Consider the following 18,488-nt stretch of genomic DNA (forward strand, 5'->3'; position numbering starts at 1 on the left):
ACCGGCACATGCGGTGGGCTACTCTCGCCGCATGTGCCGGAACATCCGCGTTCTCCACAACTTCGAGCCGCCGACCACCGACGACGAGGTGCGCGAGGCCGCGCTGCAGTTCGTCCGCAAGGTGAGCGGGTCGACCCATCCCTCCCGCGCGAACGCCGAGCCGTTCGAGCGGGCGATCGACGAGATCGCCGCCGCGACACGGCGCCTCCTCGACGACCTCGTCACCCACGCCCCGCCCAAGCGCCGCGAGCTCGAGGCGATCAAGGGGCGCGAGCGGCACGAGAAGCGCATGGAGCGCGAGGTGCGCATCCGCACGGCGTCGTGACGGCGGGGCAGTGATGCGACGGCATCCGCTCACCTCGTCGGTGGTGCGCAGCGTCGGGTACGACGCCGAGACCGCCGTGCTCGAGATCGAGTTCACCAGCGGAGACGTCTACCGCTACTACGCGGTGCCTCCGTCGGCGCACCGGGCGCTGACCGAGGCCGAGAGCCCCGGCGCGTACTTCAACCGGCACATCAGCGACCGCTATCCCACCCGCCAGCAGTACGACCACTGAACGGCGGCCCGCGACGCCCCGGCCTCAGGCGGGGGCGACGTCGACGGCGATCACGGCGGCGAGGCCGTCGAACTGGTGGCCGCCGACGGCGTGCTCGTGCCGCGTGGCCGACGGCAGCAGCGCCGCGTTGCGGGCGATGTGCTCGAAGGGCACCACGTCGTCGTCGCGGCAGTGGTGCAGCGACAGCGTCGTGGCCGGCTCCGGGCCGCGGAAGGCGTAGTCGGCGACGTCCCAGCCGGCCTCGCTCCACTCCGGCATCGCCAGCAGCACGGCGCGCGCGGGGTGCGTGCGGGGTCGCTCGGCCAGCACGCGCAGCAGCACCGACGCCCCGAACGAGTGCGCCACGACGAGGTCGTCCGGCGCGACGGCATCCACGCGCCGCCGGATCGGCGCCGCCCAGTCCTCGTAGCCCCAGTCGTCGGTGGGCAGTGCCGGGTAGATGAGCTCGGTGCCGAGGGCTGCGGCGATGCCCGATGCGAGGGGCAGATCGTCGTCGTACCCGCCGGCGCCGTGGAAGAACAGGAGCGCCATGGCCAGATCCTCCCGCGCGCCTCCCGCCCGGTCAACGGGGGTGCGGCGCGCCCCGCGACCGGACGCGCGTACTGCCGCGCGTACGGTGGAAGCATGTCTCGCATCCTCGCCGTCACCGGCGGCCACGTCGTCCCCGTCAGCTCCGACCCGATCCCCGGTGGCACGGTGATCGTCACCGATGGCGTCATCACCGCCGTCGGCGGCGCCGACACCGCGATCCCCGACGGCGCCGAGATCGTCGACGCGACCGGGCGCTGGGTCGTGCCCGGCTTCGTCGAGTCGCACGGCCACCTCGGCGTGCACGAGGACGGCGAGGGCTGGTCGGGCAACGACACCAACGAGATGACCGACCCCGACGGGTCGCGCTTCCGCGCGCTCGACGGCATCGACATCGAAGAGGTCGGCTTCCGCGACGCGCTGCGCGGCGGCGTGACCACCGCGGTCATCAAGCCCGGCTCCGGCAACCCGATCGGCGGGCGCACCGTCGCCCTGAAGACCTGGGGCGGCCGCACCGTCGACGAGCAGGTGCTCGCCCACGACGTGTCGGTGAAGTCGGCGCTCGGCGAGAACCCGAAGCGGGTCTACGGCGACAAGAAGCAGACGCCCTCGACGCGTCTGGGCGTGGCATCCGTGCTGCGCGACGCGTTCGTCGCCGCCCAGAACTACGCCGACAAGCGCGCCGCGGCCGCCCAGAAGGACGAGCCGTTCGAGCGCCACCTGGGCAAGGAGACGCTGGCGGCGGTGCTGTCGGGCGACCTCTTGTGGGATCAGCACTGCCACCGCCACGACGACATCGCCACGGCCGTGCGGCTGGCCGAGGAGTTCGGCTACACGCTGGTCGTCAACCACGGCACCGAGGCGCACAAGATCGCCGACGTGCTCGCCGAGAAGCAGATCCCGGTGATCTTCGGGCCGCTGCTCACCTCGCGGTCCAAGGTCGAGCTGCGCGACCGCGCCATCGGCAACCTCGCCCTCATCGCCGCCGCCGGCGTGAAGGTGGCGATCACCACCGACCACCCCGTCGTGCCGATCGAGCAGATCCGCCTGCAGGCAATCCTCGCCGTGCGCGAGGGGCTGCCGGCCGAGACCGCGCTCGAGGCGCTCACCACCAACCCCGCCGAGATCCTGCGCCTGCACGAGCGCGTCGGCGCGCTCGAAGCCGGCCGCGACGGCGACATCGTCGTGTGGTCGGGCGATCCGCTCGCCGTCGACTCGCACGTCGAGCGCGTCTACATCGAGGGTCGTCCCGTGTACGTGCCCACCGCGGATGCCGGGTCGCCGGCGGTCGTGGAGCGGTGGGACCGCTTCGGTCGCACCTCCTGGACGGCCTGAACGTCGCACCGGGCGGCGGCGCGCGACTTGCACCGACCGCCCGGCCTGTCGGACCCTGATACCTGACGATTCCCCTGCGCGAGAGAGACCCATGACTGCGACACCGAGCCCGATCCGCATCTTCGAGCCCGAAGGCCGCGCCATCCCCTACGTCGACGAGGGGCAGGGCCCCGCGCTCGTGCTCATCCCCGGCGCACGGCTGAACGTCACCTACCTCGGCACCCTCGCCAGCGTGCTGGTCGAAGAGGACTTCCGCGTCGCGCGCATCGGCTCGCGCCGGCCCGTCGCCGGCGCGGCGGTGACCATGCACGACCTCGCGCAGGACGTCATCGACGTGATGGACCACATCGCCCTGCCCGACGCCTGGATCGGCGGACACGCGTTCGGCACGGCCGTCGCCCGCACCGTCGCCCTCGACCACCACGACCGGGTCAACGGGGTGCTCATGCTGGCCGCCGACGGGCCGGAGCCCGCCACGGCCGAGGCCGCGCAGGCGCTCGAGACGGTGTTCTCGGATGCCGCCGACGCCGACATCCTCGCGGCGATCCCGGCCCTGGCCGGCGAGGGCGCGGATGCCCAGGCGACATGGAACATCCTCCGTCAGGCGCGCGACCTCGAGGCGGCGCACGTGCAGCTGGCCGCGCAGTCGGCGACGCCGGATGCCGAGTGGGCGGTGCTCGAGCAGAGCACGCCGGTGCTCATCATCCAGGGCGACGACGACCGCGTCACGCCGCCCGCCAACGGCGAGGCCCTGCAGGCCGGCGCACCGCACCTGGTGACCACGACACTCGTGCCCGGCGGCGGACACCTGTTTCCGGCGACCCACCCCGGCGAGACCGCCGCGATCATCGAGGACTACCTCGACTGGGACTGACGCGCGTTCGGCCGGGCCTCGGCGCACGTTCGGGCGGTGGAGAACTCCGCCGAGTGTCGGAGGTATGTTCTCACCTCTGAGCATGTCGAACCTGCTGGCGAGCGTCACCGAAGCCCTCGAGGCGCTCGCCGCCGCGGGCGGCACACGGGCTCCCGCGTCGCTGACGCCCGGTGAGCTCGTCGCGGTCAACGCCGCGTTCGGTGCGCTCCGCCGACGGGTCGACGCGGCCTTCGCGCCGGTTGCGGTCGAGATCTCGCGGCAGTCCCGGGCCGAGCTCGGCAGAGACTCGCTCGCGCGCACGCAGGGGTTCCGCAACCCGGTGTCGATGATCTCGACCACCGCGGGGTCGACGACGGGCGAGGCGCTGCGCATGGTGCAGGTCGGCGAGGCCACCGCGCCGCGCCGGTCGCTCACCGGCGAGCAGCTTCCCGCCCCGCACCCGCACGTGGCGGCCGCCGTCGCCGCCGGGGTGCTCGGCATGACCGCCGCCTCGGCGATCATCACGCTGCTCGACCGGCTGGCGGTGCGGGTCGACGGCGAACGGCTGGGCGCGGCGGAGGCCGAGCTCGTGACGCTGGCGCCGGGCCTGCGCACCGACGAGCTCGCCAAGGTGCTCGCGCGGGCCGAGGCCCACCTCGACCCCGACGGGGTGCTCGATCGCCACGAAGAGGCGCGGGCCACGAGGGGCGCGAGCGTCGTCGAGCGCGACGGCATGATCCGCCTCACGGGCCAGTGGGACGTGCTGACGGGAGCGCCGATCAAGGCGTTCCTCGACGAGCCGTCACCCACACCCTGCGCGCGAACGAGCACGCCGCCGACGCCGACCGCGACGACCGCTCGGTCAAGCAGATCCAGGCCGATGCGCTCAGCGACCTCGCCCGCCACGGCCTCGGCTGCGACGCGGTGCCGACGGGGCCGACAGCCACCGTCGTGGTGCGCGTCGCGCTCGACGACCTCGTCGCCGGCGTCGGGTCGGCCACGGTCGACGGCATCGACCAGCCGGTGCCGGCCGCGTTCGTGCGGCGGATCGCCGCCGACACCCAGGTGATCCCCTGCGTGCTCGGCGGGCAGTCGGAGATCGTCGACTGGGGGCGCGCCAAGCGCCTGTTCACCCCCGCCCAGCGGCTCGCGCTCGCCGAGCGCGACGGCGGCTGCGCCTTCTGCGGGGCGCCGCCCGCCTGGACGATCGCCCACCACATCGACTGGTGGGGCCGCGACAGTGGACCCACCGACCTCGCCAACGGCATCCTGCTGTGCACCGCCTGCCACCACCGCGTGCACGACGACGGGTGGGAGATCCGCATCGACGGTCCGGGCACCGCCGCGCAGGTCTGGTTCCTCCCACCGCCCTGGCTCGACCCCGCCCGCACCCCGCGCCCCGGCGGCCGGCGAAGGTACGCGCTGACGGCCTGACAGCCTGATGGCCTGATGGCCTGATGGCCTGATGGCCTGATGGCCTGATGGCCTGATGGCCTGACGGCCTGACGGCCTGACGGCCTGACGGCCTTGCCCACCCCTGCCGCCGACCGGGCCGCCGACGGCGCCTGAGATAATCGCGACATGGACCTGACCGGGCGGATGCCGTGAGCCTCGCGCAACGCCGCCGGCGCAAGGCGCTGCTGTCGTGGATCCCGATCACGCTCGTCGCCCTCATCTGCGCGGGCTTCGTCGTCGGGGCGATCGCGATGCAGAACTCGTGGTGGACCGAGTCCGACCCGGCCGCCAGCGACGACCAGCAGACCGCCGACGGCATGTCGCGGTTCGATCAGGCCGGCATCGACTACTTCACCCGGCAGGGCATCGTGCGCGTCAAGGTGCTCGACGACGCCGCCACCGCCACCGCGCTCGGCCTGCCCGCCGATGGGTCGCAGGACTTCTCGCCGCTCACCCCCGTCACCGTCATCGTGCTCGCCCCCGACGGTGCCTTCGCCCACGAGCTGGTCGCCTCGTTCACCGTCGACACGCAGGACGACCGCGTCACGGCCGTGCGGCTGCTGCTCGACGGCTCCGGCACCTGGGCCGGAGCGTCGGCGCAGCTGCGCGCCATGGCATCCGATTGGGGCTGGACCGACGACCAGCTCACCGCGCTCACCGACGACGTCGGCGAGAAGGTGCGCAGCGGCGCCGGAGTGTCCACCGTCACCCTCCCCGCCGTCCCCGTGAAAGGGGCGCTCGTGTCGGCGGAGGTGCAGGTCGACACCTCGTCGGGCGTCGCGCTCACCCTCGTCGTCGCCGATCCCGCGGCAGGATAGCGGGCGGGGCCGCCCCGCGTCAGGGGGTCGCGCGACCGGCGCCCGGCGGGCACGATGACCCCATGAGCACTCCTCACGCAGGCACTCACCCCCAGACCCCCACCCCCTCCTCCTCGACCGGCGCCGGTTCGCCGCAGGAGGCCCACGCGATCGACGCCGTCATCGACCGGGTCGCGACCAAGTTCCCCACCCTCGACCACGGCCACATCGAAGACGTCGTCCACGACGAGGTGCGCAGCCTCGACGATGCGCACGTGCGCGACTACATCCCCGTCGTGGTGGAGCACACCGTCACCGAGAAGCTGCGCGAAGAGGCCGACCCCCTGCCGCTGGCCGAACGCCTCGCGCAGGCCGCCGGCGACACCGAGCCCGAGCCCTACCGCGACCGCTCGGGCGACGACGAACGCCGCTCGAGCGACGCCGGCCCGCTGCTCGGCGGCAGCATCTGACCGCCGCCCGCCGCCGCGCCCGGCACCCTCGCCCGCGCGTTGGCGATGAACACCCCGGCCACCAGCACCAGGCCGCCCACGGTCTCCCACGTGTTCGGGATCTGACCGAGCAGCAGCGCCGCCGACGTCATCGCCACCACCGGCGCCAGCAGCACCCACGGCACGACGGATGCCGAACGGTTGCGCGCCAGCAGTCCGTTGAAGATCGCATACCCCACCAGCGTGCACAGCCCCGCCGTGTAGAGCGTCGACAGCGCCGCCTGCCAGCCGAATGCCGCCAGGCCCGCCGCGATGGCATCCGGTCCTTCGACGAGGGCCGACAGCGCGAGCGCCGGCACCGGCACCACCAGTGACGACCAGACCGTGAGCGACAGCGCTCCCCACCGGCGGGCGGGCGCGACCACGCCGGCGTGCCGCGAGATCACGTTGCCGATCGCCCACGACAGTGCCGACAGCAGGCACAGCACCACCGCCACGGCGGGGGCGTCGCCGCCGCGCCCGAGCGCGACGACACCGAGGCCGAGGGTGCCCACGATCACGCCGGCCGCCTGCGCCCGCGTCGGGCGCTCTCGCAGGGCCAGCGCCGCCACGACGATCGTCAGCACCGCCTGCGCCTGCAGCAGCAGCGCGGCGACCCCCGGCTGCAGCCCCCACGCGATCGAGGTGTAGAGCAGCGCGAACTGCCCGAGGCTCATGAACAGGCCCACCCCCACCACGGTGCGCCAGCCGGCCAGCGGCCGCGGCACCACGAACGCCGCCAGCGAGACGACGACGAAGCGCACCGCGACGAACAGCAGCGGCGGGATGCCGGCCATGCCCCAGTCGATCACGACGAAGTTGAAGCCCCAGAGGCCGGCCACCAGTGCCGCCAGCAGCATGTCGCGTCGAGTCATGGTCTCATCGAACCGACCGCCACCCGGAAACACCAGCGACCGTTTGTGCGCGATATTCGGTAGCATCCGTGCATGATCGATCTGGAAGCCGTCGTGGCCCTGCGCGCCGTCGCCACCCGCGGCAGCGTCGCCGCCGCCGCCGACGCGCTCGGCTTCACGCCGTCGGCCGTCTCGCAGCAGATCAAGCGCCTCGAACGCGGCACCCGCGTGGCCCTGCTCGAGCGCGCCGGCCGCGGCGTCGTGCTCACCGACGCCGGGCGGCACCTGGTCACCTCGTCGGCGACCGTGTTCGCCGACCTCGAGCGCATCGAGGCCGATCTGCAGGCCGGCGGCGCCCGCACGCAGGGCGGCGACGGCGACCACCGCATCACCGGCGACGTGCGCATCGGCGCGTTCTCCACCGCGGTGCGCGGCATCCTCACCGATGTGCTGCCGCAGCTGCGCGCCGCGCACCCCGGGCTGCGCGTGCCGCTGCGCGAGAGCGAACCGTGGGAGACGGTCGCGCTGGTGGCATCGGGTCAGCGCGACCTCGGCATCGTGCACCGGTGGGGCGGGGTCGCCCTGGCGATGCCCGACCACCTCGTCGCCACCCCCCTGTTCACCGATGTGGCAGACGTGATCCTGCGCGCCGACCACCCGCTGGCCGGCCGCACCGAGCTCACCCCCGCCGACCTCGCCGACGAGGCGTGGATCGCCACCTTCGACTCGACGATCTGCCGGCAGTGGCTGCGGCGCCTGTTCGACGGGGTCGGGGGCGCGCCGCGCATCGTGCACGAGTCGATGGAGTTCCACAACCACGTCGAACTGGTGCGCGCCGGGCTCGGGGTCGCGCTGGTGCCGCGCATGGGTCGCGACCCGCTCGGCCCCGACCTCGTGGCCATCCCCACCGTGCAGCCGGCCTCGACGCGCGACATCGCCGCCGTGCATCGCCGCAGTCAGGCCGATTCGCCCGCCCTGCAGACCGTGCTCGAGGCGCTCCAGCAGGTCACCGCGCACCGCACGGCATGACGCCGGATGCCGGGGTGCGCCCCACCCGCGTCGATTCGGGACCAGAATCGACGTGTCGGCTGTTGTACCCGATGAGCCGCAGACCGCGGCAGAACGGATGAAGGAATCATGACGCACGGCAACCTCCCCGCGGGACAGATCACGCGCACCGAGGGCACCGAGACCGCGATCCTCGCGGGCGGCTGCTTCTGGGGGATGGAAGACCTCATCCGCCGTCAGCCCGGCGTGCTCGACACACGCGTCGGCTACACCGGCGGCGAGAACGACCACGCCACCTACCGCAACCACCCCGGCCACGCCGAGGCGGTCGAGATCGTGTTCGACCCCGAGAAGACCACCTACCGCGACGTGCTGGCGTTCTTCTTCCAGATCCACGACCCGTCGACGCTCAACCGGCAGGGCAACGACATCGGCACCAGCTACCGCTCGGCGATCTTCCCGCTCAGCGACGAGCAGGAGCGGGTGGCGCGCGAGACCATCGCCGACGTCGACGCGTCGGGGCTGTGGCCGGGCGCGGCCGTGACGACGATCGAGCCGCTGGCGCCGTTCTGGGAGGCCGAGCCCGAGCACCAGGACTACCTGCTGCGCATCCCCAACGGCTACACCTGCCACTTCCCGCGGGCCGGTTGGGTGCTGCCGCACCGCGCGACGCAGGGCTGAGCACACCGCCCACCCGCCCGCCTACCCTGGAGGGATGACCTCCACCACCTCTGCCGCCGCCCTGCTGCTCGACATGGACGGCACCCTCGTCGACTCGCACGCGGTGGTGGAGCGGGTGTGGACCCAGTGGTCGCGCGACCACGGCATCGACCCGGAGCGCACGCTCTCGGTCATCCACGGCCGGCAGGGGCACGAGAGCATGGCGCTGCTGCTGCCCGAGCGCTCGGCGGCCGAGAACCTCGCCGAGAACCGCGAGCTGCTCGCCGCCGAGACGGCGCAGACCGACGGGGTCGTGGCCATCGCCGGCGCCGCCGCGCTGATGGACGACCTCATCGGCCTGCCGCATGCGCTGGTGACCTCGGCCACGGTGCCGTTGGCGGCGGCGCGCATGGGCGCGGCGGGCCTGCGCATGCCCGACCCGGCGATCACCGCCGAAGACGTCTCGGCCAGCAAGCCCGACCCCGAGGGGTTCCTCCTGGCCGCCCGGCGCCTGGGCGTCGACCCGGCCGCGTGCATCGTGGCCGAAGACTCCGCCAACGGCATCGCCGCGGGCCTCGCCGCCGGCATGCGTGTGATCGGCGTGGGCCCCGCCGCCGCGGCCGCGCACCCCACCTGGACAGTCGCCGACGCGACCGGCTTCCGGGTCTCGGCCGCCCCCGACGGCATCGGCCTCGTCGTCACCTTCGCCGACTGACACCGCCGCGCGCGTTTTCGACGGGATTTCGACGGCACCGGCTCTTCCGTCGCTCCGAATCGATTCGATACACTGGTTCGCGCGCGCCGCCGCTCTCCGGTCCCTCACCCCTCCGTGCTCGAAAGTCCCTCATGGCCCGCACCCTCACCACCGGCTCTCCGTGGCGCGTCATCCTCGCCTTCTCGGTCCCGCTGCTCATCGGCAACGTCGTGCAGCAGCTCTACCAGTTCGCGGATGCCGTGGTCGTCGGCCGTCACCTGGGCGTCGACGCGCTGGCCGCCGTCGGCGCCACCGGCAGCATGCTGTTCCTGCTGCTCGGTTTCGTGTGGGGCATGACCAGTGGCTTCGCCATCCCGACCGCGCAGGCCTTCGGCGCGGGCGACCACGCCGCCGTGCGCCGGTCGGTGGCCACCGGCACGATCATCACCGGCGCCGTCACGGTGCTGCTCACCGTCGCCGCGCCGCTGATCTCCGAGCCGTTGCTGCGCCTGCTGCAGACTCCGCCCGAGCTGCTGGCCGAGGCCACCGTGTTCGCGCAGGTGAGCTTCCTCGGCTCGGCCGCGATGCTCTTCTTCAACTACCTCGCCGCCATCATCCGGGCCATCGGCGACTCGCGCACCCCGCTGATCTACCTCACCATCTCGTGCGCGCTCAACGTGGTGCTCGTGCTCGTCATGGTCGGCACCCTGGAGTGGGGCGTCGCCGGCGCGGCGCTGGCCACCGTGGTCGCCCAGGCCGTCTCGGTGGTGCTCTGCCTCGACTACGTGCGCCGCCGCGTGCCGGTGCTGCACGTGCACCGCGACGACTGGCGCATCCGTCGCGCCGACGTGGCCGAGCACCTGCGCCTCGGTCTGCCGATGGGCTTCCAGGCCTCGATCATCGGCATCGGCACCCTCGCGGTGCAGGTGGCGCTGAACACGCTCGGCGCCGAGGCGGTCGCCGCCTACACCGCGGCCTCGCGCGTCGACGGCCTGGCCGTCGCACTGCTCGGCTCGCTCGGGCTCGCCGCCTCGATGTACGTCGCCCAGAACCACGGCGGCGGGCGTCCCGACCGCATCCGTCGCGGTGTGGTGCAGGCGGTGTGGATGTCGATCGCCGCCTCGATCCTGCTCGGCATCCTGCTCATCGTGTTCGGCGCGTGGACGGTGCGGCTGTTCGTCGGCGACGCGTCGCCCGAGGTCGTCGACCTCGCCCACCTCATGCTCGTCATCAACGGCCTGTCGTACTCGGCGCTGGGCGTGCTCTACGTGCTGCGCGGCGCGCTGCAGGGGCTCGGGCACGCGATGATCCCGACGGTCACCGGTGTGGTCGAGCTCATCATGCGCGTGGGCGCGGCGGTCGTGCTGGCCGCCGCCATCGGCTTCGCCGGCGTCGCGTGGTCGAACCCGCTGGCCTGGTTCGGCGCGTGCGCCATCCTCATCCCCGCCTACCTGCGCGAGCACCGCCGCCTGGCCCTGGCCCCGGTGAACCCGCCCGTGGTCACCGAGACGACGGCGATCCCGATCATCGGCCCCACCGACGGGTCGATGGTGGTCGATGCCGTCATCACGGCCCCCGTGCCGGTCATCCGCGCCGACCGGGCCGGTCGTCGCCGTCTGCGCCGCCCGGGCGCCGGCGTGCCGGTGCGTCGCCGCGCCGACCGCGACTGAGAGGGGGCCTGTCGCTGCCACCCGACGGCGGCGTAGCCTGAGCCCATGAAGGCTGTTCTCGGTGACACCGTGATCGCAGAAGCGGATCGCGACGACCTCATCTCGATCGAGGGGAACTGGTACTTCCCGCCGACCAGCGTCCGCTCCGACCTGCTCGTCGACAGTCCCACGCCCTACACGTGCCCGTGGAAGGGCGAGTGCCAGTACTACACCGTGGCCGTCGACGGCCGGGAGCTGCCCGACCGCGCGTGGAGCTACCCGCATCCGTACGCGTCGGGCATCGAGCGCGTCGGCAAGGACTTCTCGGGCTACGTCGCGTTCTGGAAAGAGGTCGAGGTCGTCGACTGACCGGCCTCCCCTTCCATTATCCCCGACGAGGGGGTGCTTGCCGCAAGGGCCCCCTGCCGTGACACAATCGCTGGTCGCGCCGTGAATCCGACAGGTGATCGGAGGGCGCGGGGGAGATTCGATGACCGCTGAGACGCCGCGCCCGACCGCCGAGACCAGCGCCCTGCCGCCCGGCAAGGCCGCACCCGAGCTGGTGGCCGCCGACCTGCGGCACTTCGCCCGCATCGGCGCTGCGCTGTCGGATGCCGTCGCCGACGTCGAGGCGCGCCTGGTCGACGAGCGGCGTCGCCCCGCCGGCCGCGGGGAGCGCGCGCTGGAGCGCGACCTCGAGATCCAGCGCCTGGCCGCGCGCCTGCGGGTGCTGCGGCGGTTCGGCCTCGACGCGTGCCTCGGGCGCATCGTCGCCGCCGACGGCGAGGTGTCGTACATCGGCCGGTTCGGCCTGACGGATGCCGACGGCTCGCGGCTGCTCGTCGACTGGCGCGCCCCGGCCGCCGAACCGTTCTTCGCCGCGACCCACGCCCACCCCGCGGGGCTGACGAGCCGCCGCCGCTACCGGTGGACGGCCGGGCGCCTGGCCGACTACTGGGACGAGGTGTTCGCCGCCGACGGCGTCGACCACACCGCCGCCCTCGATGACCAGTCGGCGTTCATCGCGAGCCTGGGCGCGGCGCGCTCCGACCGCATGCGCGACGTGCTCGCCACGATCCAGGCCGACCAGGACGCCGTCATCCGCGCCTCCTCGCGCGGCGCGCTCGTCGTCGACGGCGGACCCGGCACCGGCAAGACGGTCGTCGCGCTCCACCGCGCCGCCTACCTGCTGGCCACCGATCCCCGCCTGCGTGCCGGCACCGGCAGCGTGCTGTTCGTCGGCCCCCATCAGCCCTACCTCGCCTACATCGACGACGTGCTGCCGAGCCTCGGCGAAGACGGCGCCCTCACCTGCACCCTGCGCGACCTCGTGCCGGTGGTCACCGCGGGCGAGGAGACCGACCCGGTGGCCGCCCGGGTGAAAGCCGACGTGCGGCTGGCGGGCGCCGTGGGCCCCGCCGTCGCGCTCTATGAAGAGCCCCCGACGGCCGCGCTGCGGGTGCCGACGCCGTGGGGCGAGGTCGAGGTCACCGCCGACGACTGGGCCGACGCGTTCGGCAGCGCCGACCCGGCGCTCACGCACAACGAGGCCCGCGACGAGGTGTGGGAGGAGCTGCTGGCCGCGCTGGTCGATCGCAGTGCCGGTGACGAGATCGCGCCCGCCGACCTGCGCCGCGCCCTGGCGCGCAGCACGACCCTGCAGGGGGCGTTCTCGCGGGCGTGGCCGCTGCTGAGCCCCGAGGTGGTCGTCGCCGACCTCTTCTCAGTGCCCGCCTACCTGCGCCGCTGCGCCCCGTGGCTGTCGCCCGCCGAGGTGGCCGCGCTGCAGCGCGACGACCCGCGCGCCTGGACCGACGACGACCTTCCGCTGCTCGACGCGGCCCGCCGCCGGGTGGGCGACCCGGCGCAGAACCGGGTGCGCCGCCGCCGGGAGGCGGCGCTGGAGCGCCGACGCGAGCAGATGGACCGCGTGGTCGACGAGCTGATCGCCGCCGACGACTCCGAGCTCGGCGAGGTGCGGATGCTGCGGGGCCTCGACGCGCAGCAGAGCCTCGTCGACGACGCCGAGCTGCCCGGCATCGACGTCGACGAGCTCGCCGGTCCGTTCGCGCACATCATCGTCGACGAGGCGCAGGAGCTCACCGACGCGCAGTGGCAGATGCTGCTGCGGCGCTGCCCGTCGCGGAGCTTCACCATCGTCGGCGACCGCGCCCAGGCGCGCCACGGCTTCATCCCGACGTGGGAGGAGCGCCTGTCGGCCGCGGGCCTGCGCGACATCTCGGTCGCCTCGCTGACGGTGAACTACCGCACCCCCGAGGAGATCATGACCGCGGCCGAGCCGGTCATCCGCGCCGCCGTCCCCGACGCCAACGTGCCCGTGTCGATCCGGCGCAGCGGCATCCCGGTGCGCCACGGCGCGCGGGGCGAGCTCGACGGCATCCTCGACGCGTGGACCGCCGCGCACGCCGACGGGGTCGCCGCCGTCATCGGGGCCGGCCCCCTGCCCCTGCCCGCCCGCGAGCGGGTGCGCGTGCTGACCCCGGTGCTCAGCAAGGGCCTCGAGTTCGACCTCGTCGTGCTCGTCGCCCCCGAATCCTGCGGCGCGGGGGGCGGGGCGGATGCCGTCGACGACGAGGTCGCGCGCGCCGTCGACCGCTACGTCGCGATGACCCGCGCGACGCGCGAGCTCGTGATCCTCAGCTGAGGCCGCGCGGGTCGGCGGCCGCGCGGCGCGGGACGGGCACGGGTCGGGAGGATGATGGAGGGATGGCCGACGCGATCCCCGAGCTCACCACCCTGCCCGACCCGCAGTACGTCATGTCGACGGACGGGCACCGGATCGCCACCTACACGTGGGGTGACCTCGATGCCCCCACCGTCGTGTGCGTGCACGGCTTCGCCTCGAACGCACGCGACAACTGGGTGTCGACCGGCTGGGTGCGCGACCTGCTGCGCGCCGGCTTCCGCGTGCTCGCCCTCGACCAGCTCGGCCACGGCGCCAGCGACAAGCCGCACGACCCGCGCGACTACACCGTGCGCGGACTCGCCGGGGTGGTGGAGGTCGTGCTCGACACCCACCTCGTCGACGACGCGCTGTACGTCGGCTACTCGCTCGGCGCCCGCGTGGGCTGGGAGGTCGCGCAGGACCTCAGCGACCGCATCGGCCGGGTCGTGCTGGGCGGGGTGCCCGACGGCGTGCCCCTCGGCCGCCTCGACCTCGCGCAGGCGCGCGCCTACGTCGACGAGGGGACGCCGGTGACCGACGCCGTCACCCAGAACTACATCGCCCTCACCGAGCGCGTCGGCGGCAACGACCTGCGCGCGCTCCTGGCCATCGCCGAGGGCATGCGCCGCTCGGGCACCGTCGACCCCGACCCCGCGCACACCCCGCAGCAGCCCGTGCTGTTCGCCACCGGATCGAAGGACGCCATCATCGAGGGCTCGAAGGCGCTCGCCGCCGCGTGCCCGCAGGGCACGTTCGTCGAGATCCCCGACCGCCACCACTTCAACGCGCCGGGATCGCGGGTCTTCCGGGAGCGGGCGCTGGAGTTCCTGACCGCCTGACCGCCTGACCGCCTGACGGGCACGGCCTCAGCCGCGCAGGGCGTCGGCGAACCAGCGGGCGTATGCCGGCCACGGGTCGGCGCCGCCGCCGACCTCGGCGATGTGCGCGAGCAGCCGCGGATCGGCCGCGAACCACTCGCCGCCCAGCCGCAGTTCGGCGAACTCGAGGTGGCGCCGGCGCTCCAGCATCCGCCCGCCCCGTTCGAAGGCGAGCAGCTCTTCGTGCCAGAGCACCGCCAGCCGTCGCCGCGGCTGCCTCGACGTGCCGATCTTCACGCGGTCGCCCCAGCGGATGTAGTAGACCACTTCGACCACTGGCAGCGGCAGGTCGGGGTCGGGCACGTCGCCCACCCGCCACCCGCACACCGCGCACGCGCGTGCGTCATCCCCGGATGCCGGGGCGACAGCATCCGCGCCGCACAGCCGGCACCGCTCGTCCACGCCGCGACGCTACCCCGCGCCCCCGACACCGCCCGGTGCTCCCCGCCCCGCCGGGAATGCGGCCCGCCGCCGCACGGTTGACCCGCTCCAGCGGGACGGCCATCATGGCCCCGGGACGGAGTGGCCATGACGCAGTCGGAGATCCAGCTGAGCACCGCGCCCGCCCCGCGCGCGCGGCGGCACCGCTCGATCGCCGAGAAGGTCTCCGCGATGGGGCAGCAGCGCACCGGCGCACTGCTCCTGCTGCTGGCCACCGTCGCCGCCATCGTCTGGGCCAACGTCTCCTCCGGCGCGTACCACGCGTTCTGGGAGACGCACATGACCATCGGCGTCGGCGACCTGCAGCTCGACTTCACCTTGCACGCCCTGGTCAACGACGCCCTGATGGCGATCTTCTTCTTCACCGTCGGCCTCGAGGTGCGCCGCGAGTTCGCGATCGGCGAGCTCACCAGCTGGCGCCGAGCGATGGTGCCGGTGATCGCCGCGATCGCGGGGCTCGCCGTGCCGGCGCTGCTCTACGTGCTCATCGCCGCCCCCACCGGCCAGGCGCACGCGTGGGGCGTGGTCATCTCCACCGACACCGCCTTCCTCGTGGGCGCGCTCGCCCTCATCGGACCGCGGGTGCCCGGCCGCCTGCGCGTGTTCCTGCTGGCGTTGGCCGTCGTCGACGACATCGGCGCGCTCAGCATCATCGCGCTCGTCTACACCGAGACCTTCACCCCGATGCCGCTGCTGATCGCGGCGGTGGGGCTGGCGGGCATCTTCTTCACGCGGTACCTGCGCTCGGGCCGGGGCCTGGTCTACGCGACCCTGGCGATCATCGTGTGGCTGGCGTTCCTGGCATCCGGTGTGCACCCCACCCTGGCCGGCGTCGCCATCGCGCTGCTCGTGCCGGTGTACCGGCCCAACCGGCGAGACGTCGAGCACGCGCTCGAACTGGCGCGCACCTTCCGGCAGTCGCCGAACACCGAGTACGCCCGCGCCGCCGCCAACAGCCTGCGCGAGTCGATCTCGATCAACGAGCGCCTGCAGTCGGCCTACGGCCCCTACGTCGCCTACGTCATCCTGCCGCTGTTCGCCCTCGCCAACGCGGGCGTGCTGGTCACCCCCGAGATCCTCACGGCCGCGTTCGGCTCCGCGGTCACGTGGGGCATCGTCGTGGGGCTCGTCATGGGCAAGTTCATCGGCATCTTCGGCTCGACGGCGCTGCTGAAGGTGCTGCGCATCGGCGAGTTCGGCCCCGGCCTCACCCTCGACCGCATCGCCGGCGGCGCCGCCCTGTCGGGCATCGGCTTCACGATCTCGCTGTTCATCGTCGACCTCGCCATCGACGACGAGGCGGTGCAGAACGAGGCGCGGGTCGGCGTGCTGCTGGCCTCGGTCATCGCCTTCGTCATCGCCACGGTGCTCTTCCGCATCTCGGATGCCGTGCGCCCGGACCTCGAGACCGGCCAGGTGCTGGTGCGACCGGTCGACCCCCGCCGCGACCACATCTTCGGCGCCGTCGACGCGCCGCTGTCGATCGTCGAGTACGGCGACTTCCAGTGCGGCTTCTGCCTCAAGGCGTCGGGCGCGATCCAGGAGGTGCGCGACGAGCTCGGCGACCAGCTGCAGTACGTGTGGCGCCACGCGCCGCTCGTGCAGCAGCATCCGAACGCGCTCGCCGGCGCCGAGGCCTCGGAGGCGGCGTCGATGCAGGGGAAGTTCTTCGAGTTCGAGCGCGGACTGTTCGCCGACCAGGACAACCAGCTGCCCTCCGACATCGTGCGCCTCGCGGGGGATCTCGGCCTCGACGTGCCGCGGTTCGAGAAAGACCTCGAGGGCGCCGAGGTCACCGCGCGCGTGCGCGACGACATGTTCGACGCCGAGGCGATGGGCATCACCTCGGTGCCCACCTTCTTCGTCAACGGGCGCCGCCACACCGGCCCCTACGACGCCCAGAGCCTCATCCGGGCGCTGCGGGCCACCGACGAGACGCCCGCCCCGGCGCCGGAGGTGTCGTGATGGGGCGGGCCACCGATCCGTCGCTCGCGCCGACGCTCACCGACGCGCAGTGGGAGCGGCTCGCCGCGCACGGAGAGAGGTTCGAGGTGGTCGCCGGCGACCACGTCTTCCGCTCGGGCGACCGCGCCTACGACATGGTGCTCGTCGAAGAGGGCGAGCTCGAGCTCGTGCGCGACGCGCTGCGGTGGATGGGCGAGGAGGTGCTCTCGACCATGGGACCGCGCTCGTTCGTCGGCGAGCTGGGGCTGCTCAACGGGCAGTCCGCCTTCCTGTCGGCGCGGGCGACCGGCCCGGGGGTGATGCGACGGGTCTCGCGCGCGCACCTGCGGCAGGTGATGAACGAGGACGACGAGCTGTGCGACATCATCCTGCACGCACTGTGGGCCCGGCGCGAGTCGCTGCGCCGGGGTCCGGCGGCCATGACCCTCAAGTTCGTCGGCGAAGACACCTCCCGCGACTTCCTGGCCCTGCGCCGCTTCGCGGAGCGGCTCGATCTGGTCCACACCGCCGTCGCCGTCGACGCCGGCGACCGGTCGACCCTCGCCACCCATGACCTGCGGGAGGACGACCTGCCGATCGCGTTCGTGCAGGGCGAGCCGATCGCCCGCGCGACCCCTGGCCTGGTGGCCGAGCAGCTCGGCCTGAGCTATCAGGCGCAAGAGGCCGACGTCGTCGACCTGGTCGTCATCGGCGGGGGCCCGGCCGGGCTCGCGGCATCGATCTACGGCGCGTCCGAGGGGCTGACGACGGTGCTGCTGGATGCCGTCGCGCCCGGCGGACAGGCGGCGGCGACCTCGCGGATCGAGAACTTCCTCGGTTTCCCGTTCGGCGTGAGCGGCGGCGATCTCATCGGCCAGGCGACCCTGCAGGCGCTGAAGTTCGGCGTGCGCGTGTACGCGCCGTGCGAGGCGGTCTCGCTCGCCGCCGCCGGCGACGCCCTCGACGTCACCCTGGTCGACGGGCGCATCATCCGGGCCCGCAGCGCGATCATCGCCGCCGGCGCCGCCTACCGCCGCCTGCGCCTGGATCGCTGGGAGGACTTCGAGCGCGCCGGCATCTACTACGCCGCCACGCCGCTCGAGGTGCGGCAGGTCTCGTCGGAGCCGGTGGTCGTCGTCGGCGGGGCCAACTCCGCCGGCCAGGCGGCGCTGTCGCTGGCGGCGGGCGGCTCGCCCGTGCACCTGGTCGTGCGCGGCGCCGAGCTCTCCCTCGGCATGTCGTCGTATCTCGTCGACCGCCTCGTGCAGGACCCGCGGATCACGGTGCACACCGGTGCGAACGTCGCCGGCCTCGATGGCGGGCGCTCGCTGGAGCGCGTGCGCATCGACACCGTCGGCGAGGTCGACGCTCGCGGGCTGTTCTGCTTCATCGGCGCCGACCCGGCCACCGGCTGGCTGGGCGCGCTCGAGACCGACGAGAGCGGGTTCCTGCGCACCGGCACCGACCTGACCATGCAGTCGCTGCAGCGGTGGGGGCGCCTCGGCCGCGAGCCGCTGCCGTTCGAGACCTCCCAGCCGCGGATCTTCGCCGCCGGCGACGTGCGACGCGGCTCGATGAAGCGCGTCGCAGCCGCCGTCGGCGAAGGCTCCAGCGCGGTGGCATCCGTCCACCGCGCGCTCGCCCTGGTCTGACCGGGTCGG

General features: G+C 73.5%; 19 protein-coding genes and 1 pseudogene. 17 read left to right on the forward strand and 3 right to left on the reverse strand.

All coding sequences use genetic code 11. The features are described from left to right. Window positions 1–31 precede the first annotated feature (31 nt). Complete coding sequence (locus N3K63_RS04320) at window positions 32–325, forward strand: DUF2277 domain-containing protein (RefSeq protein WP_261578762.1); 294 nt, start codon at window positions 32–34, stop codon at window positions 323–325. A 13-nt stretch (window positions 326–338) separates the two neighbouring features. Continuing rightward, window positions 339–557, forward strand: coding sequence for a KTSC domain-containing protein (locus N3K63_RS04325; protein WP_261578763.1), 219 nt, complete (start codon window positions 339–341; stop codon window positions 555–557). 24 nt (window positions 558–581) lie between these two features. Here N3K63_RS04325 and N3K63_RS04330 read toward each other — a convergent pair whose 3' ends face one another. Continuing rightward, window positions 582–1,088: an alpha/beta hydrolase gene (locus N3K63_RS04330; protein WP_261578764.1), complete on the reverse strand. Its 507-nt coding sequence runs from the start codon at window positions 1,086–1,088 to the stop codon at window positions 582–584. Between the two features lie 93 nt (window positions 1,089–1,181). Between N3K63_RS04330 and N3K63_RS04335 the strand changes: the two genes are divergently transcribed. From N3K63_RS04335 to N3K63_RS04360, 6 genes and pseudogenes are all read left to right on the forward strand, one after another. After that, complete coding sequence (locus N3K63_RS04335) at window positions 1,182–2,420, forward strand: amidohydrolase (protein WP_261578765.1); 1,239 nt, start codon at window positions 1,182–1,184, stop codon at window positions 2,418–2,420. A gap of 91 nt (window positions 2,421–2,511) precedes the next feature. Beyond that, entirely contained in the window at window positions 2,512–3,294 is a 783-nt protein-coding gene (locus N3K63_RS04340; RefSeq protein WP_261578766.1) for an alpha/beta fold hydrolase, read from the forward strand. 82 nt (window positions 3,295–3,376) lie between these two features. Further along, a pseudogene (locus N3K63_RS04345) lies at window positions 3,377–4,380 on the forward strand (DUF222 domain-containing protein); the annotation flags it as partial. A 111-nt stretch (window positions 4,381–4,491) separates the two neighbouring features. Beyond that, on the forward strand, window positions 4,492–4,707 hold the full coding sequence (locus N3K63_RS04350; RefSeq protein ID WP_261579183.1) for an HNH endonuclease: 216 nt from the start codon (window positions 4,492–4,494) through the stop codon (window positions 4,705–4,707). Between the two features lie 170 nt (window positions 4,708–4,877). Then, entirely contained in the window at window positions 4,878–5,546 is a 669-nt protein-coding gene (locus N3K63_RS04355) for a hypothetical protein (RefSeq protein WP_261578767.1), read from the forward strand. A gap of 62 nt (window positions 5,547–5,608) precedes the next feature. Continuing rightward, window positions 5,609–5,995: a three-helix bundle dimerization domain-containing protein gene (locus N3K63_RS04360; RefSeq protein ID WP_261578768.1), complete on the forward strand. Its 387-nt coding sequence runs from the start codon at window positions 5,609–5,611 to the stop codon at window positions 5,993–5,995. Here N3K63_RS04360 and N3K63_RS04365 read toward each other — a convergent pair. Then, complete coding sequence (locus tag N3K63_RS04365) at window positions 5,923–6,888, reverse strand: EamA family transporter (RefSeq protein ID WP_261578769.1); 966 nt, start codon at window positions 6,886–6,888, stop codon at window positions 5,923–5,925. The genes N3K63_RS04360 and N3K63_RS04365 overlap by 73 nt on opposite strands. A gap of 72 nt (window positions 6,889–6,960) precedes the next feature. On the opposite strand from N3K63_RS04365, the gene N3K63_RS04370 reads away from it, so the two are divergent. From N3K63_RS04370 to N3K63_RS04400, 7 genes are all read left to right on the forward strand, one after another. Beyond that, complete coding sequence (locus N3K63_RS04370; protein ID WP_261578770.1) at window positions 6,961–7,896, forward strand: LysR family transcriptional regulator; 936 nt, start codon at window positions 6,961–6,963, stop codon at window positions 7,894–7,896. A 108-nt stretch (window positions 7,897–8,004) separates the two neighbouring features. Further along, complete coding sequence (msrA, locus tag N3K63_RS04375) at window positions 8,005–8,556, forward strand: peptide-methionine (S)-S-oxide reductase MsrA (protein ID WP_261578771.1); 552 nt, start codon at window positions 8,005–8,007, stop codon at window positions 8,554–8,556. 34 nt (window positions 8,557–8,590) lie between these two features. Continuing rightward, a complete protein-coding gene (locus tag N3K63_RS04380) occupies window positions 8,591–9,250 on the forward strand; it encodes an HAD-IA family hydrolase (protein WP_261578772.1) in 660 nt (219 codons plus the stop codon). Between the two features lie 131 nt (window positions 9,251–9,381). Continuing rightward, window positions 9,382–10,899, forward strand: a complete 1,518-nt coding sequence (locus N3K63_RS04385) for an MATE family efflux transporter (protein ID WP_261578773.1) — start codon at window positions 9,382–9,384, stop codon at window positions 10,897–10,899. A 45-nt stretch (window positions 10,900–10,944) separates the two neighbouring features. After that, entirely contained in the window at window positions 10,945–11,247 is a 303-nt protein-coding gene (locus tag N3K63_RS04390) for a DUF427 domain-containing protein (RefSeq protein ID WP_261578774.1), read from the forward strand. Window positions 11,248–11,368: 121 nt separating this feature from the next. Next, the gene (helR, locus tag N3K63_RS04395) at window positions 11,369–13,543 is read left to right on the forward strand and encodes an RNA polymerase recycling motor ATPase HelR (protein WP_261578775.1); all 2,175 of its coding nucleotides are present in this window, start codon (window positions 11,369–11,371) and stop codon (window positions 13,541–13,543) included. A gap of 62 nt (window positions 13,544–13,605) precedes the next feature. Beyond that, window positions 13,606–14,403: an alpha/beta fold hydrolase gene (locus N3K63_RS04400; RefSeq protein ID WP_261578776.1), complete on the forward strand. Its 798-nt coding sequence runs from the start codon at window positions 13,606–13,608 to the stop codon at window positions 14,401–14,403. 27 nt (window positions 14,404–14,430) lie between these two features. Here N3K63_RS04400 and N3K63_RS04405 read toward each other — a convergent pair whose 3' ends face one another. Continuing rightward, window positions 14,431–14,844 (reverse strand): GIY-YIG nuclease family protein, encoded by a 414-nt coding sequence (locus N3K63_RS04405; RefSeq protein ID WP_261578777.1) that lies wholly within the window; start codon window positions 14,842–14,844, stop codon window positions 14,431–14,433. 126 nt (window positions 14,845–14,970) lie between these two features. Here N3K63_RS04405 and nhaA point away from each other — a divergent pair, with 126 nt between their 5' ends. Continuing rightward, window positions 14,971–16,848 (forward strand): Na+/H+ antiporter NhaA, encoded by a 1,878-nt coding sequence (gene nhaA / locus N3K63_RS04410; RefSeq protein WP_261578778.1) that lies wholly within the window; start codon window positions 14,971–14,973, stop codon window positions 16,846–16,848. Then, the gene (locus N3K63_RS04415; RefSeq protein ID WP_261578779.1) at window positions 16,848–18,479 is read left to right on the forward strand and encodes an FAD-dependent oxidoreductase; all 1,632 of its coding nucleotides are present in this window, start codon (window positions 16,848–16,850) and stop codon (window positions 18,477–18,479) included. Before nhaA ends, N3K63_RS04415 begins: the two co-directional genes overlap by 1 nt. Window positions 18,480–18,488 lie beyond the last annotated feature (9 nt).

This window comes from Microbacterium festucae (genome assembly GCF_025421715.1).
Classification (GTDB): domain Bacteria; phylum Actinomycetota; class Actinomycetes; order Actinomycetales; family Microbacteriaceae; genus Microbacterium; species Microbacterium festucae.